Here is a 23,946-nt window from a genome sequence, read left to right as displayed (position 1 = left end):
CGGTAGTTCAGTCGGTTAGAATACCGGCCTGTCACGCCGGGGGTCGCGGGTTCGAGTCCCGTCCGCTCCGCCACTAAATAGAAGGCCTTCCCGATTGGGAAGGCCTTTTTGCTATGGGCGATTTGCCCGTTGGCCACAGCGTTGCACGCCAGAATAGACACCAAAGCCCGGTCTGATGACCGGGCTTTTGCATTTTTAGCATCCAGAAGCCACTGACCAGTGGCCCTTGCCTGAGGGAGGGCGCTAGCAGGCCTGCTTTCCCTCCTTTTGGTATGTAATTGCGGTCATTTTTGGATGATTCGCAACCATTTGTACTGGATTACTCGCTTCCACCCATCCCCATCACCGGACTCCAGCCCCACAGGGAAGGGCCATATTGACCACTCCCTCCTCCATCTGGACATCAATGGTAAAGCCGAGTCGCCTGGCGAGGGTCACCATGCCGCGATTGCTCGGCATGGTCATGCCGGAGAGCTGGCCAATCCCCTGTTCGTAGGCGTAGCGTATGATCTTCTCCATCATCAGTTTGCCGAGCCCAAGTCCTTTCAGGTCGGAACGAACCAGAATGGCAAATTCGGCATCGCTGAGATCCGGCGTCGAGATGGCGCGCACTACCCCGAGAATCTGATCTTTACGTTCCCCATCCTGCCCTACGGCGACAAAGGCCATTTCGCGGTCGTAATCGATCTGGGTCATGCGGGCTAACTCTTCGTGACCCAGCTCACCCACGTCGGCGAAGAAGCGTTTGTACCTGTCCTCATCGGAAACCTGCAGCACGAACTGTTTGTGAGCCGGTTCATCTTCCGGGCGAATGGGGCGCAGCAGAACATGACTCTGATCCTTGAGCCAGGCTCCTTCCTCCAGCTCGGTCGGGTAGGGGCGGATAGCCAGCCGACTGGCGGCTGGAAGTGCTGGGTCGGCCAGCGTCACGCTGGCATCCAGCACTACCATCTCGGCACCGCACGCTTGCAGCGGATGAAGATCCAGCTCCTGAATTTGCGGGAAGGCGAGCAGCAGTTCGGATAGCTGGCAGAGCACCTGACCGAGGGCATCGATATCCAGCCGATCCGGAGTGGCATGTTCACGGATCTTGCGACTCTTGAGCGCACCGATGATCTGGTAACGGGCCAGCGCCTGATTGAGCGGTGGCAGCGCTGCAACCATCTCCTGTGGTTCCGCACCCGATTCACCGAGCAGGATGACAGGGCCAAAGATGGCATCTTGCTGGATTCGAACCCGCAGCTCAAGGCCACCGCTGCGCCGCGCCATGCGCTGTACCAGCAACCCTTCAATGCGGGCGCCGGGATCGTGCTGTTTCACCCTGTCCAGAATGGCATCGGCAGCTTGCGCCACCTCGGCCGAGGTACGCAGATTGAGCACCACACCGTGCACGGCAGATTTGTGCAGGATATCGGGCGAACGGAGTTTGACTGCCACCGGGTAGCCGATCTGCTCGGCAGTCAGGGTTGCCTCGATGGCGTCGGTGACGATCCAGGTGGGCAATGTTGCGAGCCCGGCTGCTTGCAAGATGGGGTGGGCGAGATGGGTATCCAGCCTCAGCTTTTTGCGATCCTGTGCCTGGCGGATCAGCTGCTGGCAGAGCTCGATATTGAGCTGGTTGCCGTGCAGGGAGGCGGGGGTCTCCATCAGCTGCTTCTGGTTGCGGCGGTACTCCACCATATGCATGAAAGCGGCCATGGCGCTTTCCGGGGTACGGTAGGTCGGGATGCCCGCTTCGGTAAAGAGTTTGCGCCCCTCCTGTGCCGAGTACTCGCCTGCCCAGTTGGTGAGGATATTGAAACGGCGAGCTCTGGGGTGCTGTTTCAGGTGGGCGATAAGGTGGCTGGCCAGCGGCGCACTCGGGGCCGTGAGCGAGGGGGCGTGGATGATCAGGATGGCATCGATCCCCTCTTCCCCGAGCAGGTTGTCCAGCGCCTCCTGATAGGTGGCGATGGTGGCATCGCTGCCGATATCGAGCGGTGGGCGTGCCAGTTTGCCGCCCCGCTCCAGCAGCACATCCACCGCCATATTGGCCAGCCCGCGGCCATTGGAGATGATGGCGAGCCGCTCCCCCTTGAGGGTCATGGAGTGGCTGAGGGTTTCAACTGCGGCAAACAGCTCGTGGGTATCCCGTACTCGCAACATGCCGGCGCGGCGGATGGCGGCGTCATAGACGTTGTCGAGGCCATGAGCCGGATCATGGCGTCCGCTTTTCAGTACCAGGATCGGCTTGTTGCGCGAGGCGGCTCGCGCCGCCGAGAGAAAATGGCGGGCATCGTGCAGCTTGTCCATATAGAGCAGGATGGCGCGGGTCACGCTGTCGCGGGAGAGCTGGTCCAGCAGCTGGCCGAAGTCGATGTCGCAATGATCGCCAAGGGAGATGAAGGCAGAGAATCCCAGCTCATGTTGCTTGGCCCAGTCGAGAATGGTGGTGCTGACCGCGGCAGACTGGGAGAGAAAGGCGACCTGCCCGGGATTGGCGGCAATTGGTGAAAAGCTGGCATTGAGCCCCTGACCGGGCAGCAGCATCCCCATGCTGTTGGGTCCGAGCAGGCGGATGCCATATTGCTTGCAGAGCCGTTTCAGCTCCTGCCGCTCATCTTGTGAAAAATCGGCGGCGAGGATGATAGCGGCGCCTGTTCCCTTCTGGCCGAGCGCCTCCAGCAGGGGGATGACCCGCTCCCGGCGAGTGCAGATGATGGCTAGATCCGGAGCCAGTGGCAGGCTGGGAATGTCGGGATAGGCCAGCACGCCGGCCACTGCTTTGCTGCGCGGGGTGACTGGCAGGATGGGCCCTTTGAAGTGGCCCGCCAGCAGGTGGCGGACGATGACATGGCCCGCTTTGTGCGGATCGGTCGAGGCGCCGATGATGGCGATTGATTGGGGTTTGAACAGCCGATCCAGACCGCTTGCGTTCATGGGCACTCCCGTCGAAAGGGGGAAGATACCAGTCTAATACCTCTTTGTTGCAGGTTCTGTGACCGGCTCCCGATCACCGTTTGTTCAGGGCGTTGGCGCGCAGGTAAAAGCGCAGCTCCCCCTGTACCCGGCGGATGGCACCGAGGTGACGCTCCTGCAGATAGATCTCCTGCTCCCTGTCCAGCAAGGTGCTGGGCAGACCCATGCTCTGCAGATACTCCTCAAACAGGGTTGATCCCTTGATCTCGACCAGATGCTGTTTCATGGCGCTCCTCCCTGATGTGGTTCGATGATGGCGAATATTCAGTCTGCGATCCCTTGCCCGGTTTGCCTATTGTCACTTCTGACATGAGACGGGACAGGAGAAGGTTCACACATCTGGCAGCGAACGCCGCATCAGACCCTTGGCTGGCGTTATAGTATGACCAGAAGCATGGCGCTTGGATGGTGCAGGGAATGAAGCGAGTCGGATTGTGGTGCATGGTGTTGTGGCTGTGGGCGGCAGATGCGTCGGCTGCCGTGCAGTCGATCCGCACCTGGAATCTGCTGCTGGAGCATCCCAACCCGGCAGTGGTGCAGTTGTTGCGGCTCTCCCTTGATCTGACGGTGCCCGAATATGGCCCCTACCAGCTGGTCTCCAGCCCGCCGATGGAACAGGGACGGACGGTGAAAGAGCTGCACAGCGGCGAGCTGGTTCAGGTCGGAGTGTTTGCCCCCGATGAGGAGCGGGAAAGGGATCTGCTGGCGGTACATATTCCATTGGCCAAGGGGCTGCTGGGGTGGCGGGTGTGTCTGGTTCGGCAGGGGGATGAGGGGCGTTTTGCCGCGATCGGATCGTTGGCGGACTGGCATCGCGCCGGGCTCTCCATCGGTCAGCATAGATCCTGGCCAGACACCCAGTTGCTGCGGGCTAACGGCCTCAAGGTGACGGTGGGCAATCTCTATGAGGCGCTCTTCAACATGCTGCGCAAGAAGCGCTTTGACTGCTTCCTGCGCTCGGTCATCGAGGTCGAGGATGAACTGCGGCAGCACACGGATCTCGCCATCGAGCCCCGTCTGGTGTTTCGCTATCCGCTGGCGCTGCTCTTCTTTGTCTCGCCAAAATATCCGGAGCTGGCGCAGCGCATCGAGCTCGGCCTGCAGCGGGCGCGGCAGTCTGGTGCTTTTGACCGGGTCTTTGAAGAGGGATTTGGCAGCACCATTCGGCGGCTGAAACTGGATGAGCGGGTGCGCCTCGAGCTGCACAACCCCGACTTGCCGCTGCCCAGCCGCATCATGATGGCCGATCCGGCCCTTATCTATAATCCGGTGTCAGCGCAGTGAGCCCTGATTCTGCGCGGTATCCCAGAAGGCGCGGATCAGCGGCTCCTCCAGCCGCTTCTTGAGCACCCCGATCCCCACATCAAATGGCTTGAAGGCGGGCTTGAGGTCGATGATCCGCACCTTGTCGCCGAGCGGGCTGTGGTCGATCACCGCCGCCGGCACCAGCCCCACGCCACAACCGAGCGCCACCATGGCGACGATTCCCTCGTTACCCGCCACTTCGGCATAGATGTTGGGGGCTATCCCCTTGTTGCGAAACCACTGATCGCTGCGTTTGCGGGCCAAGCCCTGCTCGGAAAGGATGACTGGCAGCTGCTCCCAGTCCGGTTCTCCCTGACGGAACCACTGGTTCAGTTGCGGGGCGTTGCGCGGCGCGATAAAGACCAGCGGCACCTGCTGCAGGCTGGCGAACTCCAGCTTGGCGGGCAGGGCGTCGGGGCGGGCGGCGATGGCGAGATCGGCCTCGTCGGCCAGGATCTTGTCCACCGCCAGCGCCGGGTCGCCAGTCTCCAGCTTGATCTCCAGCTGGGGGTAGCGGCGGCGAAAGCGCTCCAGTACCTCGGGCAGCAGAAAGTAGCTGGCAGTGACCGAGCAGAAGACCCGCAGGCGCCCCTGCAGCGGTTCATCGCTGCGTTTGAGCTCCTGTTTGAGCTGACGCCACTCCTGCAACAGGCCGCCACCAAACTCCCGCAGCTTCTCGCCGGCAGGGGTGAGTCGCACCGAGCGGTTGTCCCGCTCGAACAGGATGCAGCCGGTCTCCTGCTCCAGCCGCTGGATGGCGCGACTCAGGGTGGAGGGGCTGACCGCCATGGCATCGGCACTCTTGCCGAAGTGGAGGGAGTCGGCGAGGTGGAGAAACAGCTCGAGATTGCGAAGGTCCATCTTTCAGCTCCTGGCGCGGCTTGTGTGCCCGATATCCAGCGGTTGGCGGCTTGTTGCTGCCATCTCGCGGTACATTCAGCAGGCAATTATGAAGGATTAACGTTTCAATTATTGCAACGTACTGTTTCGAATATATCAGTTCAGGCAATAAGTGTCCCGCGCTATATTGGTTCAGACAACGCCGCCATCCGGCATGGAATCAATCGAACGGAGCAATCACCATGGCTAACTATTTCAACACCTTGAACCTGCGTCAGCAGTTGGCCCAGCTGGGCAAGTGTCGTTTCATGCAGCGCGAAGAGTTCGCGGACGGCTGCAACGTGCTGAAGGGCAAGAAGGTGGTGATTGTGGGCTGTGGTGCCCAGGGTCTGAACCAGGGTCTGAACATGCGCGACTCCGGGCTGGATATCTCCTACGCCCTGCGCAAGGCCGCCATCACCGAGAAGCGCGCCTCCTGGCAGAAGGCTACCGACAACGGCTTCGCGGTTGGCACCTATGAAGAGCTGATCCCGACCGCCGATCTGGTGCTCAACCTGACCCCGGACAAACAGCACTCCGACGTCGTCAAAACCGTGATGCCGCTGATGAAGCAGGGCGCCGCGCTGGGTTACTCCCACGGCTTCAACGTGGTGGAAGAGGGTCAGCAGATCCGTTCCGACATCACAGTCGTGATGGTGGCGCCCAAGTGCCCGGGCACCGAGGTGCGTGAAGAATACAAGCGCGGCTTCGGCGTACCGACCCTGATCGCCGTTCACCCTGAAAATGACCCGAAAGGCGAAGGCATGGCCATCGCCAAGGCGTGGGCCTCTGCCACCGGCGGCGACCGTGCCGGCGTGCTGGAGTCCTCCTTCGTGGCGGAAGTGAAATCCGACCTGATGGGCGAGCAGACCATCCTCTGCGGCATGCTGCAGGCCGGTTCTCTGCTCTGCTACGACAAGCTGGTTGCCGAAGGGACAGACCCGGCCTACGCCGGCAAGCTGATCCAGTTCGGCTGGGAGACCATCACCGAAGCCCTGAAGCAGGGTGGCATCAGCCTGATGATGGACCGCCTCTCCAACCCGGCCAAGCTGCGCGCCTTCGAGCTCTCCGAGCAGCTCAAGACCCTGATGCGCCCGCTGTTCGAGAAACACATGGACGACATCATCGCCGGTGAGTTCTCCCGCGGCATGATGGCCGACTGGGCCGAAGACGACATCAAGCTGCTGACCTGGCGCGAAGAGACCGGCAAGTCCGCCTTCGAAAACGCCCCGGCGTTTGCAGGCAAGATTGCCGAGCAGGAGTACTTCGACAATGGCGTGGTGATGGTGGCCATGGTCAAGGCGGGTGTCGAGCTGGCGTTCGAAACCATGGTGGCCTCCGGCATCTACGAAGAGTCCGCCTACTACGAATCCCTGCACGAGCTGCCGCTGATCGCCAACACAGTTGCTCGCAAGCGTCTGTACGAGATGAACGTGGTCATCTCCGACACCGCCGAGTACGGTAACTACCTGTTCGCCAACGCTGCAGTGCCGTTGCTGCGCGAGCACTTCATGCCGACCCTGAAAGCGGGCGATCTGGGGGCCAGCAAGGCGGAAGGGCAGAGCGTGGATAACCTGGCGCTGCTGGCGGCCAACGAAGCGACCCGCAACCACCCGATCGAAAAAATCGGTCAAGTACTGCGCGGTTACATGAAGGACATGAAACGCATCGCCGTTGGCGGTTAAGTCTGCATCGGGCAGGATGATGATGGGGCGGGGATGACGATCCCCGTCGCCGGTCGGACTGGACACCCGACCGGCCAGCCAGAAAAATCAGCCCGACAATCATAAAAAAGCCCCGCTCATCGAGCGGGGCTTTTGCATTCAGAAAGGCTGGATAAATCAGGCTTTCCACGCTTTCCAGGTGTTGATCAGACCGTTGGTGGAGCAGTCGTGGCTGGTGACAGCTTCGTTGTTGCCCAGCTCCGGCAGGATCTTGTTGGCCAGCTGTTTGCCCAGCTCCACGCCCCACTGGTCGAAGGAGAAAATGTTCCAGATTGCGCCCTGTACGAAGATCTTGTGCTCGTACATGGCGATCAGGGCACCCAGGGTTTTCGGGGTCAGGCTCTTGAACAGGATGGAGTTGGTCGGGCGGTTGCCTTCGAACACCTTGAACGGCACCAGATCCTTGACCTGCTCCAGGGTTTTTCCAGCCGCCAGGAACTCGGCTTCAACCTCTTCCTTGCTCTTGCCGAAGGCCAGTGCCTCGGTCTGGGCGAAGAAGTTGGCCAGCAGTTTCGGGTGGTGGTCACCGATCGGGTTGTGGCTGATGGCTGGTGCCAGGAAGTCACAGGGGATCAGCTTGGTGCCCTGATGGATCAGCTGGTAGAAGGCGTGCTGGCCGTTGGTACCCGGCTCACCCCAGATGATGGGGCCGGTCTGGTAGTCAACCGGCTTGCCGTTGCGATCCACGTACTTGCCGTTGGATTCCATGTTGCCTTGCTGGAAGTAGGCAGGGAAGCGGTGCATGTACTGGTCGTACGGCAGAATGGCTTCGGACTCGGCACCGTAGAAGTTGTTGTACCACAGGCCAATCAGCGCCAGCAGCACCGGCACGTTCTGCTCATAGGAGGCAGTGGCGAAGTGCATGTCCATTTCGAAGGCGCCTTGCAGCAGGGCTTCGAAGTTCTCGAAACCGACAGACAGGGCGATGGGCATGCCGATGGCAGACCAGGAGGAGTAGCGGCCGCCAACCCAGTCCCAGAACTCGAACATGTTGTTGGTGTCGATGCCGAACTCGGCCACGGCCTTGCCGTTGGTGGAGAGGGCGGCGAAGTGCTTGGCAACGTGGGCCTTGTCACCGGCGATCTTGATGAACCAGTCGCGGGCGGTCAGGGCGTTGGTCATGGTCTCCTGGGTGGTGAAGGTCTTGGAGGCCACCAGGAACAGGGTGGTTTCCGGATCGATCTTCTTCAGGGTCTCGGCGATGTGAGTGCCATCGACGTTGGAGACGAAGTGCATCTGCAGGTGGTTTTTGTAGGGACGCAGTGCCTCGGTGATCATCACCGGGCCGAGATCGGAGCCACCGATACCGATGTTGACCACGTGCTGGATCGCCTTGCCGGAGTAGCCTTTCCACTCGCCGGAGATGATCTTCTCGCAGAAGCCCTTCATCTTGGCCAGTACGGCGTTCACTTCCGGCATCACATCCTTGCCGTCGCTCTCGATGGGGCGGTCGGAGCGGTTGCGCAGGGCCACGTGCAGTACGGAGCGGCCTTCGGTCATGTTGATCTTGTCGCCATTGAACATGGCATCGATCGCGCTGCGAAGATCGGTCTCTTTGGCCAGATCAACCAGCAACTTGAGGGTTTCTTCGGTGATCAGGTTCTTCGAGTAATCAACCAGGATGTCGCCGCCGAAGGTGAGGGAAAACTTGTCAAAGCGCTTCGGGTCCTGCGCGAACAGATCCTTGAGTCGGGTCTCTTTGTTTGCTGCAAAGTGGGCTTCCAGTGCCTGCCAGGCCTGGGTTTGGGTTGGATTGATATTTTTCATAGGATTCCTGAAATGCCAAGTTGTGTTTGAACCTTGCAGGCAAGGTCCCGCCAAACCTTATTATCCGAGCATTATAGCGAGCCGATCGGGCGGCCCGTGTAACAGATTTTTACCGATTGTCTTTTACCGCAATGGGTCACTGCCGGGAGCATACAACCAGAACATTGGGATTATGTGTCACGAAAGCAAGGCGGATCTTGCGCTTGCTCATGATTGGGGCCACCCCGATAGCCTGAAATTGTTTTCATCCGGTTGGCGTGGTTATGCATCGACATGGCCATGGGCTGGGGCCAGAAACGACAATGCCAGCCCGAAGGCTGGCATTGTCTGTTGCAGCAGAACCGCGATCACGCCTGCGGTTTTTGCATGTGCATCACCATCTGCGGGAAGGGGATCTCGATGCCTTCGGCATCAAAGGTCAGTTTCACCTTCTCGTGGAAGTCGAACCAGACACCCCAGTAGTCAGCGGTTTTCACCCAGGGGCGCACCACGATATTGACCGAGGAGTCGGCCAGCGCGGCGACGGCGATGGTAGCGGCCGGATCTTTCAGGATGCGCGGCTCTTCGCTTACCAGACGCTCCAGGATCTGTTTGGCCTTGCGCAGGTCGGAGCCGTAGCCGATGCCAAAGGTCATATCGACGCGGCGGGTATCCATACGCGAGTAGTTGACGATGGTGCCGTTGAGGATGGCGGAGTTCGGTACTACCACCATCTTGTTGTCACCGGAGGTGAGGGTAGTGGTAAAGAGCTGAACGGACTGTACTACACCCGCGGTACCTGCCACTTCGATAAACTCGCCCGCCTTGATGGGGCGGAAGATGATCAGCAGGAAGCCGGCAGCGAAGTTGGAGAGCGAGCCTTGCAGTGCCAGACCGATGGCCAGACCGGCGGCACCGATAATGGCGACGAAGGAGGCGGTCTGCACGCCGACACGTCCCAGCGCGGCGATCACCACGAACACCAGAATGGCGTATTTGAGGATGCTGCCGACGAAGTGAGTGACTGTGGTGTCCAGCTTGCGGGCCTGCATCACCTTGACCACGCCACCGCTGATGAGGTTGGCAGCGATATAGCCGACCAGCAGGGTCAGCAGGGCGGCGGCGATATTGACGCCGTATTCGATCAGCAGTCCCTGATTATTGACCAGCCAGGTCTGCGCTTCGGTAATGATTTCGGGTTCCATAGGATGTCCTGTCAGGTTCTAAAAGGTTTATGGTGGATAAATCTAACACCGCAGCGCGACAGTACGGGTCGCATCTGGTACTTCTTTTCTGCCATAAAAACCTGACACAAAAAAGAAGGGAGGCCAAAGCCTCCCTTCTTTTTGCTGAATGACGCGAAAAAACCATCAGCTCTGCAGCAGCTGGCTGCGGATAAATTGCCACTGATCTTCGAAACCGGCGGTCGGCTTGAGCTTGAACTCGGAGCGCACGAACTGGCTGATGCGGCCTTCGGTGTAGGCCAGCAGCAGATTGGCCAGCATGGTCTCGTCGAGCTGGAAGCCCTGGCCCTCGCGTAGCCGCTTTTCGCGCAGCACCTGTTTGATCTGGGTCTCCAGCTTGTCGAAGAGGATGCTGATGCGATCCCGCAGCCGATCGTGCTCACCCAGCAGGGCGTCGCCGTTGAGGATGCGGGTGATGCCGGGATTGCGCTCGGCGAACACCAGCAGCAGCTGCAGGATATGGTGACAGCGCGCCATGGTGTCCTTCTCTTCCGCCATGATCAGATTGACCCGTGACAGCAGGGAATCCTCGATAAAGTCGATCAGCCCCTCGAACATCCGCGCCTTGCTGGGAAAATGTCGATAGAGGGCTGCTTCAGAGACGCCGACCTCGGCCGCCAGACGGGCCGTGGTGATGCGCTGACCCGGACTGGTTTCCAGCATATGGGCGAGCGCCTGCAGGATCTGATCGCGCCGACTCTGTTTCTGATTACTGCTTGCCATGGATTCCCCTAAAAAAACAATGGCTTGATTCTGTTATTAGGCACCGCCCATCGGGCTGGTGTGGTCTGTTATTGGCGACCAGAAGAACCAAAACCGCCTTCACCCCGTTCGCTCTGATTGAACTCATCGACCAGTTGGAAGCTGGCCTGAACCACCGGCATGATCACCAGCTGGGCGATGCGCTCGCCGGGTTGCATGGTGAACTCATCTTTGCCGCGGTTCCAGACCGATACCATCAGCTGACCCTGGTAATCGGAATCGATCAGACCGACCAGGTTGCCCAGCACGATGCCGTGCTTATGGCCGAGGCCAGAGCGGGGCAGGATGGTGGCACACAGACCCGGATCCTGGATGTGAATGGCCAGACCGGTCGGCACCAGGGTGGTATCACCCGGAGCCAGAGTCAGCGGCGCATCCAGCAGAGCGCGCAGATCCATGCCGGCAGAGCCCGGTGTGGCGTAGGCGGGCAGCGGGTACTCGGTACCGATACGGGCATCCAGAATCTTCAGTTCAATTTGTGTAGTCATGAATCGCTTTTTCAGTTGGATCTTGTATTGGCGTCCCTCTTGGCAGGCGGGGCGCCGTGAGTCTTGTTCTTTCGGGACGCTCAGTGCCGGTAGTGGCGCGCAATCAGGGCGATCAGGTGACGGGCCAGCGTCAGCTTGTCGGCCAGCGGCAGCGGGGCCTGGCCCCCTTGCCAGAACACGGTCAGGGCGTTGTCATCGGCGTTGAAGCCTTGCCCCTCGCGGGACACATCGTTGGCGGCGATCATGTCCAGCCGCTTACGCTGCAACTTGTCGAGGGCGTATTGTTCCACATCCACGGTTTCGGCGGCAAATCCGACGGTGAAGGGTTTGTCTGAAAGGGCGCCGACGGCCGCGATGATGTCGGGGTTTTTCACCAGCTTCACCACCATCTGGTCGTTATCGCCGGTCTTCTTGATCTTCTGACTGGCGACCTGCTCGGGGCGATAGTCGGCCACCGCCGCGCAGCCGATGAAGAGGTCGCACTCGCCGACCCGGCTCATCACCGCCTGATGCATCTGCTCCGCGCTCTCGACATCGATGCGGGTGACTCCAGCAGGTGTAGCCAGCGTTACCGGGCCGCTCACCAGCGTCACCTCGGCGCCCGCTTCGCGGGCGGCGCGAGCGATGGCGTAACCCATCTTGCCGGAGCTGTGGTTGCTGATGTAGCGCACCGGATCCAGTGCCTCGCGGGTTGGTCCTGCGGTGAGCAGCAGCTTGACGCCCGCCAGCAAGGGCTCGGCGGCCAGCTGCTGGCAGCAGCGATCCACCAGTTCGAGGGGATCCAGCATCCGCCCCGGGCCCACATCGCCACAGGCCTGGCTGCCGGCATCCGGCCCCCACAGCAGAATGCCGCGGCTGGCCAGGGTCTTGAGGTTGGCCTGGGTGGCGGCGTTGAGATACATCTGCTGGTTCATGGCGGGCGCCAGCGCGATGGGCGCCGGAGTGGCCAGACAGAGGGTGGTCAGCAGTTCGTCGGCCATGCCTGCCGCCATCCGCGCCATCAGGTTGGCGCTGGCGGGGGCGATCAGTACCAGATCGGCCCACTTGGCCAGCTCGATATGGCCCATGCCCGCTTCGGCGGAGGGATCCAGCAGGCTGTAGGCCACCGGATGACCGGAGACCGCCTGCAGGGTCAGCGGGGTGATGAACTCCTTGGCGGAGCGGGTCATCACCACCCGCACTTCGGCGCCCTGATCTTTCAGGCGGCGTACCAGCTCGGCACTCTTGTAGGCGGCGATCCCGCCACTGACACCCAACAGGATGCGTTTATCGGCCAATCTCATCTGCTGTTTCTCTATCCGGCTCATTCTGACTGGTCGGCTAAGATACCACACGCAATGGATGACGACAGGGGTTGGCATCAAGGGGTGTGGTCGGGCGCGCGCAATTTTTTGCTATGTTTTTTCTCAACAGGGATGAGGGAGAGACAAATGAGCATCAAAGAGTGGCCGGAAGATGAACGCCCCAGAGAGAAGTTGCTGCGTCAGGGGCCCGCGGCGCTCTCCGATGCCGAGCTGCTCGCCATCTTTTTGCGCACCGGCGTGAATGGCCTGAGTGCAGTGGATCTTTCACGTAATCTATTGAATCAATTCGGCTCTTTGCGCAGCTTGCTGGGCGCGGATCAACGGGCATTCTGCGAGGCGCACGGCCTTGGCCCGGCCAAATATGCCCAGTTGCAGGCGGTGCTGGAGATGGCCAGACGCCATCTGGCCGAGCAGTTGCAACGGGGCGATGCCCTCACCTCGCCCCAGCTGACCCGCGACTATCTGCAGGCTCAGCTGCGGGATCGGCCGAGGGAAGTGTTTGCCCTGTTGTTGCTCGATAATCAGCATAGAGTCATTCAATTTGTTGAGCTTTTTTTTGGCACAATCGATTCGGCAAGCGTCTGGCCAAGAGAAATCGTGCAGATCGCGCTCAAACATAATGCAGCCGCGGTGATTCTGGCGCATAATCACCCGTCCGGCGTCGCCGAGCCCAGTAGGGCCGACCGCCAGATCACGGATCGGATCACGGCCGCTTTGGCCCTGATCGATATCAGAGTGCTGGATCACTTGGTGATCGGTGATGGCATCACGGTTTCTTTTGCCGAGCGCGGTTGGCTATAACTGTGCTCTGGCACCGTATTAGTTGATCTTTGATCACGGATGCTGTATAAAATGCCGCCTTCTGTTTGCCCCGCAATCGAAGGCCAGCGGGGCAGATATTTGCTCGAGCAATGAAGTAAGATTTGGAGAGACTGACATGTCTAGAGTATGCCAAGTAACCGGCAAGCGCCCGGCAGTTGGTAACAACCGTTCGCACGCTAACAACGCTACCAAGCGTCGTTTCCTGCCGAACCTGCACACTCACCGTTTCTGGGTTGAGAGTGAAAAACGCTTCGTAAGCCTGCGCGTATCCGCAAAAGGCATGCGTATCATCGACAAGCGTGGCGTTGAAGTGGTTCTGGCTGAACTGCGCGCCAGCGGTGTTAAGGTATAAGGAATTAGATCATGGCTAAAGGTATTCGCGAGAAAATTCGCCTGAACTCCAGCGCCGGTACTGGTCACTTCTATACCACTACCAAAAACAAGCGCACCATGCCCGAAAAAATGGAGATCAAAAAGTTTGATCCCGTTGTTCGTCAGCATGTGATCTACAAGGAAGGCAAAATCAAGTAATTACTTGATGCTGCATTCCCAAAAACCCGGCTTCGTGCCGGGTTTTTTTATGCGCCGAATTCAGTACACTGCCGGTTCAAAGGGAGGCTTGCCATGTTCAAATTGAGCCGCAAAGGCTGGAATAACGTGATCATTGTGGTGGTGCTGATCGTGATCACCCTGTTGCATCGTATGGAGACTGCCCAGCAGGAGAACAGCGCCAAGCGGGCTCGCCCCTTGCTGCCGGATGCGGCCGTGGTGCTCACCTGGCAGGGGCCGAGCTGGCAGATTGAGCGGATTGGTCAGGGCTGGCGCAGTGTGCCGGATCTGGGGCTCGACACGGCTCAGCTGGATGCCCGTCTGGCACGCTGGCAAGGCTGGTTGCTGCCCCCCGGCGAGGTGGTGCGCGGTACCCCGGTGACCATCAAGGTGTGGATTGCCGGCCAGAACGATCCGATCGAGATCGGCCTCTATCAGAACAGCGGCCAATATGGCGCCCAGTTGCCCTCCGGTCTCTGGCTCGCCCTCACTGCCGAGCAGTATCGCGATCTGCTGCGTCCTGCCCCCTGAGTTCCTTTTCCTTGCGAGGTGCCCATGCCTGAATTGCCAGAAGTTGAAGTCAGCCGTCAGGGGATCTCCCCCTGGCTCACCGGTATCAAGGTGACGCGTGTAGTGGTGCGGGATGGCCGCCTGCGCTGGCCGATCCCCGGTGAAATTCAGGAGCTGGTGGATCTCACCATCCATCGGGTGCGTCGCCGTGCCAAATACCTGCTGCTGGAGACCGATTTCGGCACCGCCATCCTTCATCTGGGGATGTCCGGCAGCCTGCGGGTGCTGGATATCGGCACGCCAGCCGAGAAGCACGACCACGTGGATATCGAGCTGGAGAATGGCAAGCTGCTGCGGCTCAACGATCCGCGCCGCTTTGGCGCCCTGCTTTGGACCCGGGAACCGGCCGAAGCCCATGCGCTGCTCGCCAAGCTGGGGCCCGAGCCGCTCACCGATGCCTTCAGTGCTGATTACCTGCGTGAGCGCGCCAAGGGACGCAGCACCGCCATCAAACAGTTCCTGATGGACAATCAGGTGGTGGTCGGGGTGGGCAACATCTACGCAAACGAGGCGCTCTATGCCGCCGGCATTCACCCCAAACGGGCGGCGGGCAATATCAGCGCCGAGCGGCTGGGAACCCTGGTGGCCGAGATCAAGCGGGTGTTGGCCGAGGCAATTTGCCAGGGCGGAACCACTCTCAAGGATTTCACCAGTGCCGATGGCAAGCCGGGCTATTTCGTGCAGCAGTTGCAGGTTTATGGCCGTGGCGGTCAGCCCTGTTTCCACTGTCACACCCTGCTGACCGAGACAAGAATGGGCCAGCGCACCACGGTTTTTTGCAGTCATTGCCAGCGCTGAGCGCACTTTTTGCCCCGATCCGGGGGAAGTTGTAACAGCGTATTTCCACTCTGTTGAAGATTTGCACAGCTGTCACTAGTATCCCGACCGTTCAGGCGGTTTGAGAATATAAAAATGACAGTTAAATCAATAGACTGGGAATATTTATCCCGGCAGGAGCGCTATTGCGCAAAATCCATGGCCCGCTTCCTCTACCCCGAGGGATGTGACCGGAAAACCTTCAATCGCGGCAAGTTCGTGCTGCGCAGCCTGCTCTATCGCAAGTCGCTGAGCCGGGTCTTCAGCCTGTTTCAGTGCGACTCGCTCAAGGCGCTGCCAGCGGTCTATCCCGAGCTGCTCGACAAGCCGATGCGCCCCTATCGCTTCGCCTGTGCCAGCGCCCGTGAGCGGGCCGAGATGCTGGAAAATCACTACCGTTTGCTGCTGGAGTGCTACCCGCAGCTGATCGACCCCCTCTATCTGGGCGAGGGGATCGAACTTGGGCACTATCCCCAGAGCGGCTGCCGCATTCTGTTGCGTCACGATGGCACCTTCCGCCGCGAGGCCGAGCTGGCGCTCTCCATCGTCAACGGCGAGGGACAGCGCCTCTACAGCTGCGCCTTTTCGCTGGCGGGCAGCGTGGATCGTTTGATTCTGATGATCGGTTCCATGCAGGGGCCGGAGCCTGCGGTCGACAATGCCCAGGATCGGGTGCGCGAGCTGACCAAAGAGGGGCACGGCCTGCGGCCCAAATCCCTGCTGGTGCAGCTGGTGCTGCAACTGGCGCAGGCCATGGGGGCGGCAGAGGTGCTGGCGGTGCGCAAGCGGGCCCACGTGTTTCAGGCCAAGCGCTACAGCAGCAAGCAGAAAGCCAACCTGCAGGCCGATTACGACGAGCTGTGGCAGGAGTTCGGCGCGCAGGATGTGGATGCCAACTTCGTCGCTCTGCAAGCCCAGCCGCGCAAGCCGCTGGAGGAGATCGCCTCCAAGAAGCGGGCCATGTATCGGCGCCGCTACGAGTGGCTCGATCTGCTGGTGCAGGAGATGAATGAGCGGTTTGCCCGTCAGTAACCGGCAAGCAGGCTGACCTCTTCATTGCGAGAGAGAAACAACAAGGGCTACCCGTGGGTAGCCCTTGTTCGTTTCTGCCAATCAGGGGAGGAATTAGCGCTGTCGCTGTTTGGCTGCGATGGCCTGCGCCACTACCGGGTCGACAAACTGACGAATGTCGCCACCGTGCAGCGCCACCTCTTTCACCAGAGTGGAGGAGATAAAGGAGTTCTCCTCGGCCGGGGTGAGAAAGACGCTCTCCAGCTCCGGCATCAGGCGGCGGTTCATGTTGGCCAGCTGGAACTCGTACTCGAAGTCGGAGACGGCGCGCAGGCCGCGGATCAGCACGTTGGCCTGATGCTCTTTGGCAAAATCGACCAGCAGCCCGGAGAAGCCGACCACCTTGACGTTGGGAAGCTGGCTGGTCACTTGCTGGACAAGCTGGACACGTTCCGCCAGATCGAACAGCGGGCGCTTGCTCGGGCTGTTGGCGACGCCGACGATCACCTCGTCAAACAGCTTGGCGGCGCGGCCGATCAGGTCGGCATGGCCATTGGTAACGGGATCAAATGTCCCGGGATAGATCACCCTGGTAGTCATCTTTGTGGTCCTGCAACCTGGAAATTTGGTCGCATTATAAGGTCGTCGCTTGAGAATAGCAGTGCATCAGGCAAGAATACGCCATCGCGCATCAAGCCTCCCTGCATTGGTGACAGGGAGCAAAGGGATTTTTTATGAAACGTATTCTGGTCGTTCGCAATGACAAGATTGGTGACTTCATGCTGGCGTGGCCGAGCTTCGCCATGCTCAAAGGCTCCATGGAGTGTCATGTGACTGCCCTGGTTCCGGCCTACACGGCCCCGCTGGCCCGGCTCTGCCCCTGGATTGACGAGGTGATCATCGATCCGGGCGTGCGTGCCGACAAGGAGCAACAGCGGGCACTGCTGGCCCGGATCAAGGCGGCGGCGTTCGACGCGTCCATCTGCCTCTTCTCCAACTCCCGCAACGCCATGCTGGTGTGGAAGGCACACATCCCTTACCGGCTGGCGCCGGCGACCAAGCTGGCGCAGGTGCTCTACAACCAGCGTCTGGTGCAGCGCCGCTCCCGCTCCCAGAAGCCGGAGTCCGAGTACAATCTGGAGCTGATCCGTCGCTTCCTGACCGATCATCAGGTCGCCGTGGTGGAGCCCAAGACTCCCTTCCTCAGTTTCGATGAGGCGAGCCTGCAGCAGGTGCGCGAGCAGCTGGCGGCCAAGCTCAAGCTCGATGCCAGTCGCCCCTGGCTGATGGTACACGCCGGCAGCGGCGGCTCGGCCAACAACCTCTCTATCGAGCAGTATGCCCGCATCATCATCAAGCTGAACCAGGCCTGCCCCGAGCTGCAGTGCGTGCTGACCGCTGGCCCGGGCGAGGAGAAGATGGCCGAGCAGCTGGCGGCCGAGCTGCTGGCCCACGGCGGCAACGGCTGGATCTACCGCTCCAGCGACGGTCTGCCGATGTTCTGTCAGGTGCTGGCCAACGCCGCGTTGTTTATCGCTGGCAGTACCGGCCCGCTCCATATCGCCGGGGCGCTCGACGTGCCGACCATCGGCTTCTTCCCGATGCGCCGCTCCGCCACCCCGCTGCGCTGGAAGCCCCTCAACAGCGAAGGACGTCACCTCGCCTTCAGCCCGCCCGAGGACAGCGACCACCCGGAGGATATGAGCCAGCTCGATCCCAAGGCCATGGTGCCGGAGATGGCCCGCTGGGCGGCGCCCTTCTGGCGCAAATAACCTATGCAGCAATGCAGACAGGGCCCCGCGGGGCCCTGTTCTGTATGGTGATGATCGCCGCTGACAGACCAGCAGATCGGACATTGCCCCGGCAGCCCTTTTACGGCCCTGTCAGCACCCCGCTGGCGCGGTTCCTGCCGGTATAAGCTGGAGTTGGGTCATTTAAGCAAAACCCATAAATTCAGCTTATAGCGATCAAGCTAATCCCTGCCGCCCTCCGTCATGGCCATTGAGCGTTCTGCAAGGGCTCCGCCCGATCTGCCGCCATGCCATTCGCCTCTTGTTCCGCTGGAACAAGGGGCGAATTGACGAACTTGCGGTGGGGGACGGCGCTATTCCGGCTGCTGCGGTTGCTGGCGCACCCAGAGGTCGGCGTATTTGACGAAGGTGGAGTGGGCGGAGAGGATGGCTAGGAGCAACCCCTGCTTGCCATCGAGGAAGCCCGCCTTGAGCAGGTACATCTTGATGAAGCAGCCGATGGCGTGCATCAGCCCCTGACTGAGGGAGCCCTTCTTGCCGCGAGCGGTGCGCTGATCGGCCCAGGCGCGGGCATAACCGGCCGATTTGACCAGATAGTGCTCCAGATCCCGATAGGTGAAGTGGTGCAGGTCGCCGTAGAGGTTGACGATCTTCATGTTGGCGCGCACCTCCACCTTCTCGTGCACCAGCGCCTCGTTGTAGCTGGTGAGTGCCTTGGGATAGAGGCGCAGCACCCGATCCGGATACCAGCCGCTGTGGCGGATAAAGCGGCCAAAGACCCAGGAGAGGCGCGGCAGCGAGTAGATGGTGTCGCTGGCCGGATTGGCCATCACGTTGGCGATGGCGGTTTTCAGCTCGGGGGTGAGCCGCTCGTCGGCATCCAGCCACAGCACCCAGTCGGACTGCACATGAGACTGGGCCAGTCGGCGCTGTTTGCCAAAGCCGGGCCACTTGGCGTTGACGAAGAAACGGGCCCCAAATTCGGCGGCGATGGCCGGGGTCTCGTCCTGACTGCCTGAGTCCAGAATGACGATCTCGTCCACCAGTCCGTCGAGGGAGGCGAGGCACTTGCGCAGGTTGTCGGCTTCATTCTTGACGATCAGAACGGCAGCCAGAGTCGGTTTTTTCACGAAATGGGGCTCTCGGTTGTTGCCCGTCTGGCGGGACATGCTCGAATTGGCGCCCATTCTAGCCTAAAAGCGTGGCCGGGGCATGGCTTGGGTGGCGGCTGGCCGAGGCAACTACCAAGGATCTTCTGTTATTTATCCGACCATTCTTGGGGCATAATCTCGCCCAGTGATGATTAACAGCCGGGCCAGTCCCGAGAGAAGACGCGTGATGAAAATATTGGTGATCGGCCCCTCCTGGGTCGGCGATATGGTGATGTCCCAGAGCCTCTACAAGGCGATCAAGGCCAACCATCCGGAGTGTGAACTGCATGTGATGGCTCCCGCCTGGTGCTGCGCCCTGCTGGAGCGGATGCCGGAGGTGGACAAGGCGATCACCATGCCCCTTGGCCACGGTGACTTCAAACTGGTGGCGCGCCGTCGCCTCGGCAAGCAGCTGGCCGCCGAGAAGTACGATCAGGCCATCGTCCAGCCCAACTCCATGAAGTCGGCGCTGATCCCCTGGTTTGCCCGCATTCCGGTGCGTACCGGCTGGAAGGGCGAGAGCCGCTATGGCCTGCTCAACGATCTGCGCAGCAACAAGTCCGCCTTCCCGCTGATGGTGGAGGGCTATCTGGCGCTCGCCTATCCCAAGGAGCAGATGAAGAGCCGGGCCGATATTCCGACCATTCCGCACCCTTCTCTGCACGTCGACCTGATCAACCAGAGCAAGGCGCTGGAGCGACTGGGGCTTGATCGCGCCCGCCCGGTGCTGGTGCTCTGCCCCGGTGCCGAGTTTGGTCCGGCCAAGCGCTGGCCAGAGGGGCACTACGCCGTGGTGGCCCAGCAGCATCTGGACGAAGGGTGGCAGGTGTGGATCTTCGGCTCCAACAAGGATGTGCCGGTGGCCAACACCATCCGGGATCGGGTCAATCTGCTGACTCGCCCCAACTGCCATGTGCTGGCGGGCAAGACCAGCCTGCACGAGGCGATCGATCTGATGGCGCTGGCCAGCCGGGTCATCTCCAACGACTCCGGCCTGATGCACATCGCCGCCGCCCTCAACCGGCCGCTGGTGGGCGTCTATGGCTCCACCTCGCCGCTCTACACCCCGCCGCTGGCGGATCGGGTCGAGATCGTTCACACCGACATCGAGTGCCGCCCCTGCTTCAAGCGCACCTGCAAGTTCGGCCATCTCAAGTGCCTGATCGACCTGGCGCCGGAGCAGGTGGTCGATGCCTGCAAGAAGCTGGAGCAGAGTCAGTAAGATGCCCTACCGTCTGCTCTACAACCTGCTGATCCATCTCGGATTGCCGCTGGCGTTGCTGGCCCTCTACAAGCCGAAGAAAGGCAAGCCCGGCTTTGGCAAGCGCTGGGCCGAGCATCTCGGGCGGCTGCCCGCCACCGGACAGGAGGCGCCGCTCTGGATCCATGCGGTGAGCGTGGGGGAGACGCTGGCCATCACGCCGCTCATTCGCGCCCTCAAGGCGGAGCGGCCCGATCTGCCGATCCTGCTCACCACCACCACCCGCACCGGTGCCGATCAGGCTGCCAGGCTGGGGGATCTGGTGATCCATCGCTACGCGCCGCTCGACTACCCCTGGGCCATTGCGGCCTTTCTCGACACCTTCAAGCCGCGCGCGCTCTGGGTGATGGAGACCGAGCTGTGGCCGAACTGGCTGGCCGCTTGCGAGGCGCGCCATCTGCCGGTGACCATTATCAACGCCCGCCTCTCCGAGCGTTCCTGCCAGCGTTATGCCCGCTTCCACGGCGCCTTCGACGCCCTGAGCCGGCCGCTGACCCATCTGCTCTGTCAACATCAGGATGATGCCGATCGCTTCGCCCGCCTCGGCATCGATCGTTCGCGGTTGGCGGTGACCGGCTCCATCAAGTTCGACATCCAGTTTGGTGATGAGGTGCAGGCCAAAGGGCGCGCCCTGCGCCAGCAGCTGGGGACGGATCGGCCGGTCTGGATCGCCGCCAGCACCCATCTGGGTGAGGACGAGCAGGTGCTGGCCGCCTTCGATCTGCTGCTCAAACGCCATCCCGCTGCGCTGCTCATTCTGGTGCCGCGCCACCCCGAGCGGTTCGATCGGGTGGCCGAGCTGTGCGCCCCTTATGGCTGCGTGCGGCGCACTGATGGTGCTGCGGTGAGTGCCGGGGATAAGGTCTATCTTGGCGATACCATGGGCGAGCTGCCGCTGATGCTGGCGGCGGCTGATGTGGCCTTCGTCGGCGGCAGTCTGGTGAAGATCGGCGGTCACAACCTGCTGGAGCCGGCAGCCCTCGGCAAGCCCTGCCTGACGGGGCCCGCCTACTTCAACTTCAGCGATATCACTCGTCAGCTGGTGGCTCAGGGAGGCGCCGCCATCGTGGCCGATGCCGCCGAGCTGGGCGAGCGGGTGAGCCAGCTGTTTGCCGACGGCAACGCCCGCCGCGAGATGGGCGAGCAGGCCCGCGCCGTGGTTCTGCGCAATCAGGGAGCGCTGGCGCGCACTCTCTCGCACTGCCTCACTGCGTTGGAGAACGACTGAGTTTCAGCCTTTCATACATCTCAGCCATAAAAAAACGGAGCGCGATGCGCTCCGTTTTGTTTTTGGCGGTGACCGGAATTAGCGAACGATCAGCCCCAGCAGGATGCCGACCACACCGAAGTCGGAGTCGCTGAAGGTGGTGTTGGCGAAGCCGAGGTCGCCCAGCACCGGCAGCAGGAACACCGGCAGAATGGTGAGCAGCAGCAGGCCGTTGGCGAAGGCACCCAGAATGGCGCCACGGCGACCACCGGTGGCGTTGCCGAAGACCCCGGCTGCGGCGCCGACGAAGAAGTGCGGTACCACGCCCGGGATGATAACGGTCAGGCCCATGGCGTAGAGCAGCGCCATTCCCACCAGGCCGGCGGCAAAGCTCGACAGGAAGCCGATCAGTACGGCGTTGGGGGCGTAGGGGAAGACGATGGGGCAGTCGAGTGCCGGCTTGGCGTTCGGTACCAGCTTGTCGGAGATCCCCTTGAAGGCCGGAACGATCTCGGCGATGACCATCCGCACACCTTGCAGGATGACGTAGACACCGGCGGCGAAGGTGATGGACTGCATCAGGGAGAACATGAACCAGTGCTTGCCCTTGGCGACGCTGGAGACAAACTCGGGGCCGGCGAAGGCGGAGGTCACCAGGAAGATGATGCCCATGGTGAAGGAGATGGCCACCGGGGTATCGCGCAGGAACAGCAGGCTTTTCGGCACCTGCACATCTTCGCAGCTGTGGGCCTTGTTGCCGAACTTGGCGCCGATCAGGGCGGAGAGCACGTAGGAGCAGGTGGAGAAGTGGCCCAGAGCTACGTCATCAGAGCCGGTGATCTGCTTCATGAAGGGGTGGGCGATGGCCGGGAAGAAGACCATGGCTACGCCGACCACCAGACTGCCCACCGCGATCAGCGGCACGCCGCTCATGCCGCCGGCAGAGAGGATCACCGCCACCATCATCGACATGAACAGGGTGTGGTGACCGGTCAGGAAGATGAATTTCCACGGGGTCAGACGGGCGATCAGGATGTTCACCAGCATGGCGAAGAACATGATCATCGCCATCTCCTTGCCAAACGAGGTCTGGGCGATGGAGACGATGGCCTCGTTGTTGGGGACGACCCCCTTGATGCCGAAGGCGTGCTGGAAGATGACGGCAAAGTCACCCAGCGAGTTGATCACCAGGGTGGCACCGGCCCCCAGAATGACGAAACCCATGATGGTCTTGACCGTGCCCTTGATGCACTCGGTCACCGGTTTCTTCTGGGCAATCAGGCCGATAAGTGCGATCAGGCCGACCAGCACGGCGGGCTCGGACAGCACGTCAAACATCAGAAAGTTGAAAAATTCCATGGTCAGCTCCTGGCAATGGAAGATGCGGCCCGCAGGCCGCATGGAGGATCCTTAGAGGGCGCCCAGTTCGCGCAGGGCGGTGGCGAGCTTCTCTTTCATCGCGGCCTTGTCGACCATGTTGTCGAGGGCCACCAGACGGCCGTTGACGCCCATGGATTGGAGCTGCTCGGCGATGTCACGGGTGGCGACAAAGATCTCGGCAGTTTCGCTGCCGGCGGAGGCCAGATCGCGATGATCCACTTCGGCGGTGACTGCCAGCTCTTTCAGGATGCTCTTGATGCTCATCTCCATCATCAGGCTGGTGCCCAGACCGTGACCGCATACAACCAGAATTTTCATTGTCTCTTCCTCTGTCAGGTGCGCCTTGGCGCAGATTAGTAGCGCGCCAGAATGCGCAAGATGTCGTCTTTGGTGTCGGCCGCAATGATGGCCGCCACGTCCTCTTCATTCATAAACAGCTCGGCCAGCTGGGCGATGGTCTCCACGTGGGAGTTGCTGTCGCTGGCGGCCAGGGTGATCAGCAGCCGGATCGGGTCGTTGCCCTCGGAGTCGAAGTTGACCCCCTGCTTGATGACGGTCAGCCCCAGACCCAACCGGTTGACGCCGTCTTCGGGACGAGCGTGGGGCATAGCCAGACCGGGGCCCAGCACGTAGTAGGGGCCGAGCTCTTCATGGGAGCGAAACAGCGCCGCCACGTAGGAGGGTTCGATGGTGCCATTGGCCAGCAGGGGCGCCGTCGCCAGCTCGATGGCGTGACGCCAGTCGCGGGCTGCGGGTTCGATGCGGATGACATCCTCGGTCAGCAGTTGAGTCAGCATGGTGGTGATCCGGCTAGTTAAGATGGCGCCAATCTATCGATCTTGCGGTGGTGAAACTGTGAGGGTGATCGCGAAAGTTAGCGCTATCAGATAGCGCTAACATCAAACTGTGATAGCGCTATCACTTCACCCATTAACGGGAGTCATCTTGCCCCCGTGATCCGGGAAAGAGGGTAGAATCGGCCCTGAGCAAATGGTCAGTGGCGCTCTTTTGCCTTAAA

At 61.0% G+C, this 23,946-nt stretch carries 24 protein-coding genes; 11 read left to right on the top strand and 13 right to left on the bottom strand.

What is annotated here, in order from left to right; genetic code table 11:
* Nucleotides 1-342 precede the first annotated feature (342 nt).
* Both OKC31_RS19490 and OKC31_RS19485 read right to left on the bottom strand, forming a co-directional pair.
* On the bottom strand, nt 343-2,919 hold the full coding sequence (locus OKC31_RS19490; RefSeq protein WP_247823748.1) for a bifunctional acetate--CoA ligase family protein/GNAT family N-acetyltransferase: 2,577 nt from the start codon (nt 2,917-2,919) through the stop codon (nt 343-345).
* 73 nt (nt 2,920-2,992) lie between these two features.
* The gene (locus OKC31_RS19485; RefSeq protein WP_019446537.1) at nt 2,993-3,184 is read right to left on the bottom strand and encodes a hypothetical protein; all 192 of its coding nucleotides are present in this window, start codon (nt 3,182-3,184) and stop codon (nt 2,993-2,995) included.
* Between the two features lie 191 nt (nt 3,185-3,375).
* Between OKC31_RS19485 and OKC31_RS19480 the strand changes: the two genes are divergently transcribed.
* The gene (locus tag OKC31_RS19480) at nt 3,376-4,242 is read left to right on the top strand and encodes a hypothetical protein (RefSeq protein WP_247823749.1); all 867 of its coding nucleotides are present in this window, start codon (nt 3,376-3,378) and stop codon (nt 4,240-4,242) included.
* On the opposite strand, the gene ilvY is transcribed toward OKC31_RS19480, so the two are convergent.
* Entirely contained in the window at nt 4,231-5,124 is an 894-nt protein-coding gene (gene ilvY, locus OKC31_RS19475) for an HTH-type transcriptional activator IlvY (protein ID WP_040069423.1), read from the bottom strand. The genes OKC31_RS19480 and ilvY overlap by 12 nt on opposite strands.
* A gap of 221 nt (nt 5,125-5,345) precedes the next feature.
* Here ilvY and ilvC point away from each other — a divergent pair, with 221 nt between their 5' ends.
* Nucleotides 5,346-6,827, top strand: a complete 1,482-nt coding sequence (gene ilvC / locus OKC31_RS19470) for a ketol-acid reductoisomerase (protein WP_247823750.1) — start codon at nt 5,346-5,348, stop codon at nt 6,825-6,827.
* Nucleotides 6,828-6,983: 156 nt separating this feature from the next.
* Here the strand turns inward: ilvC and pgi are convergent, their stop codons facing one another.
* From pgi to coaBC, 5 genes are all read right to left on the bottom strand, one after another.
* Nucleotides 6,984-8,633, bottom strand: a complete 1,650-nt coding sequence (pgi, locus tag OKC31_RS19465) for a glucose-6-phosphate isomerase (protein WP_247823751.1) — start codon at nt 8,631-8,633, stop codon at nt 6,984-6,986.
* Nucleotides 8,634-8,980: 347 nt separating this feature from the next.
* On the bottom strand, nt 8,981-9,817 hold the full coding sequence (locus tag OKC31_RS19460) for a mechanosensitive ion channel domain-containing protein (protein WP_005339493.1): 837 nt from the start codon (nt 9,815-9,817) through the stop codon (nt 8,981-8,983).
* 165 nt (nt 9,818-9,982) lie between these two features.
* On the bottom strand, nt 9,983-10,579 hold the full coding sequence (slmA, locus tag OKC31_RS19455; RefSeq protein ID WP_005339495.1) for a nucleoid occlusion factor SlmA: 597 nt from the start codon (nt 10,577-10,579) through the stop codon (nt 9,983-9,985).
* A 68-nt stretch (nt 10,580-10,647) separates the two neighbouring features.
* Entirely contained in the window at nt 10,648-11,106 is a 459-nt protein-coding gene (gene dut / locus OKC31_RS19450) for a dUTP diphosphatase (RefSeq protein ID WP_005339498.1), read from the bottom strand.
* A gap of 80 nt (nt 11,107-11,186) precedes the next feature.
* Nucleotides 11,187-12,389 (bottom strand): bifunctional phosphopantothenoylcysteine decarboxylase/phosphopantothenate--cysteine ligase CoaBC, encoded by a 1,203-nt coding sequence (gene coaBC / locus OKC31_RS19445; RefSeq protein WP_124930445.1) that lies wholly within the window; start codon nt 12,387-12,389, stop codon nt 11,187-11,189.
* A gap of 147 nt (nt 12,390-12,536) precedes the next feature.
* Here coaBC and radC point away from each other — a divergent pair, with 147 nt between their 5' ends.
* The 6 genes from radC to OKC31_RS19415 all read left to right on the top strand — a co-directional run bounded on the left by radC (nt 12,537) and on the right by OKC31_RS19415 (nt 16,199).
* The gene (gene radC / locus OKC31_RS19440) at nt 12,537-13,211 is read left to right on the top strand and encodes a RadC family protein (protein ID WP_005339502.1); all 675 of its coding nucleotides are present in this window, start codon (nt 12,537-12,539) and stop codon (nt 13,209-13,211) included.
* 136 nt (nt 13,212-13,347) lie between these two features.
* The gene (gene rpmB, locus OKC31_RS19435; protein WP_005307492.1) at nt 13,348-13,584 is read left to right on the top strand and encodes a 50S ribosomal protein L28; all 237 of its coding nucleotides are present in this window, start codon (nt 13,348-13,350) and stop codon (nt 13,582-13,584) included.
* An 11-nt stretch (nt 13,585-13,595) separates the two neighbouring features.
* Nucleotides 13,596-13,763: a 50S ribosomal protein L33 gene (gene rpmG / locus OKC31_RS19430; RefSeq protein ID WP_005307500.1), complete on the top strand. Its 168-nt coding sequence runs from the start codon at nt 13,596-13,598 to the stop codon at nt 13,761-13,763.
* A 93-nt stretch (nt 13,764-13,856) separates the two neighbouring features.
* On the top strand, nt 13,857-14,312 hold the full coding sequence (locus OKC31_RS19425) for a hypothetical protein (protein ID WP_088868142.1): 456 nt from the start codon (nt 13,857-13,859) through the stop codon (nt 14,310-14,312).
* A gap of 24 nt (nt 14,313-14,336) precedes the next feature.
* Nucleotides 14,337-15,149 carry a bifunctional DNA-formamidopyrimidine glycosylase/DNA-(apurinic or apyrimidinic site) lyase gene (gene mutM / locus OKC31_RS19420; RefSeq protein WP_247823752.1) on the top strand — a complete coding sequence of 271 codons (813 nt, stop codon included), beginning with the start codon at nt 14,337-14,339 and terminating at the stop codon, nt 15,147-15,149.
* Between the two features lie 177 nt (nt 15,150-15,326).
* Nucleotides 15,327-16,199, top strand: coding sequence for a VirK/YbjX family protein (locus tag OKC31_RS19415; protein WP_247824159.1), 873 nt, complete (start codon nt 15,327-15,329; stop codon nt 16,197-16,199).
* A 93-nt stretch (nt 16,200-16,292) separates the two neighbouring features.
* On the opposite strand, the gene coaD is transcribed toward OKC31_RS19415, so the two are convergent.
* Nucleotides 16,293-16,778: a pantetheine-phosphate adenylyltransferase gene (gene coaD, locus OKC31_RS19410; RefSeq protein WP_088868145.1), complete on the bottom strand. Its 486-nt coding sequence runs from the start codon at nt 16,776-16,778 to the stop codon at nt 16,293-16,295.
* A gap of 134 nt (nt 16,779-16,912) precedes the next feature.
* Between coaD and OKC31_RS19405 the strand changes: the two genes are divergently transcribed.
* The gene (locus OKC31_RS19405) at nt 16,913-17,950 is read left to right on the top strand and encodes a glycosyltransferase family 9 protein (protein ID WP_041210780.1); all 1,038 of its coding nucleotides are present in this window, start codon (nt 16,913-16,915) and stop codon (nt 17,948-17,950) included.
* Nucleotides 17,951-18,282: 332 nt separating this feature from the next.
* Here the strand turns inward: OKC31_RS19405 and OKC31_RS19400 are convergent, their stop codons facing one another.
* On the bottom strand, nt 18,283-19,059 hold the full coding sequence (locus OKC31_RS19400) for a glycosyltransferase family 2 protein (RefSeq protein ID WP_113740654.1): 777 nt from the start codon (nt 19,057-19,059) through the stop codon (nt 18,283-18,285).
* Between the two features lie 208 nt (nt 19,060-19,267).
* Between OKC31_RS19400 and waaF the strand changes: the two genes are divergently transcribed.
* On the top strand, nt 19,268-20,302 hold the full coding sequence (gene waaF, locus OKC31_RS19395; protein WP_247823753.1) for a lipopolysaccharide heptosyltransferase II: 1,035 nt from the start codon (nt 19,268-19,270) through the stop codon (nt 20,300-20,302).
* Between the two features lies 1 nt (nt 20,303).
* Entirely contained in the window at nt 20,304-21,569 is a 1,266-nt protein-coding gene (gene waaA / locus OKC31_RS19390) for a lipid IV(A) 3-deoxy-D-manno-octulosonic acid transferase (RefSeq protein WP_247823754.1), read from the top strand.
* 78 nt (nt 21,570-21,647) lie between these two features.
* Here the strand turns inward: waaA and OKC31_RS19385 are convergent, their stop codons facing one another.
* From OKC31_RS19385 to OKC31_RS19375, 3 genes are read right to left on the bottom strand one after another with little or no spacing between them, the layout of a single operon-like run.
* Entirely contained in the window at nt 21,648-22,907 is a 1,260-nt protein-coding gene (locus tag OKC31_RS19385) for a PTS ascorbate transporter subunit IIC (protein ID WP_042030406.1), read from the bottom strand.
* A gap of 51 nt (nt 22,908-22,958) precedes the next feature.
* Nucleotides 22,959-23,246, bottom strand: a complete 288-nt coding sequence (locus tag OKC31_RS19380; RefSeq protein WP_005356014.1) for a PTS sugar transporter subunit IIB — start codon at nt 23,244-23,246, stop codon at nt 22,959-22,961.
* 35 nt (nt 23,247-23,281) lie between these two features.
* On the bottom strand, nt 23,282-23,725 hold the full coding sequence (locus OKC31_RS19375) for a PTS sugar transporter subunit IIA (RefSeq protein ID WP_005356016.1): 444 nt from the start codon (nt 23,723-23,725) through the stop codon (nt 23,282-23,284).
* Nucleotides 23,726-23,946 lie beyond the last annotated feature (221 nt).

This window comes from Aeromonas sp. Y293-4 (genome assembly GCF_027705905.1).
GTDB classification, from domain to species: Bacteria; Pseudomonadota; Gammaproteobacteria; order Enterobacterales; family Aeromonadaceae; genus Aeromonas; species Aeromonas veronii.
The sequence above is the reverse complement of the archived record's forward strand: the minus strand, read 5'-3'. Positions and strand labels throughout refer to the sequence as shown.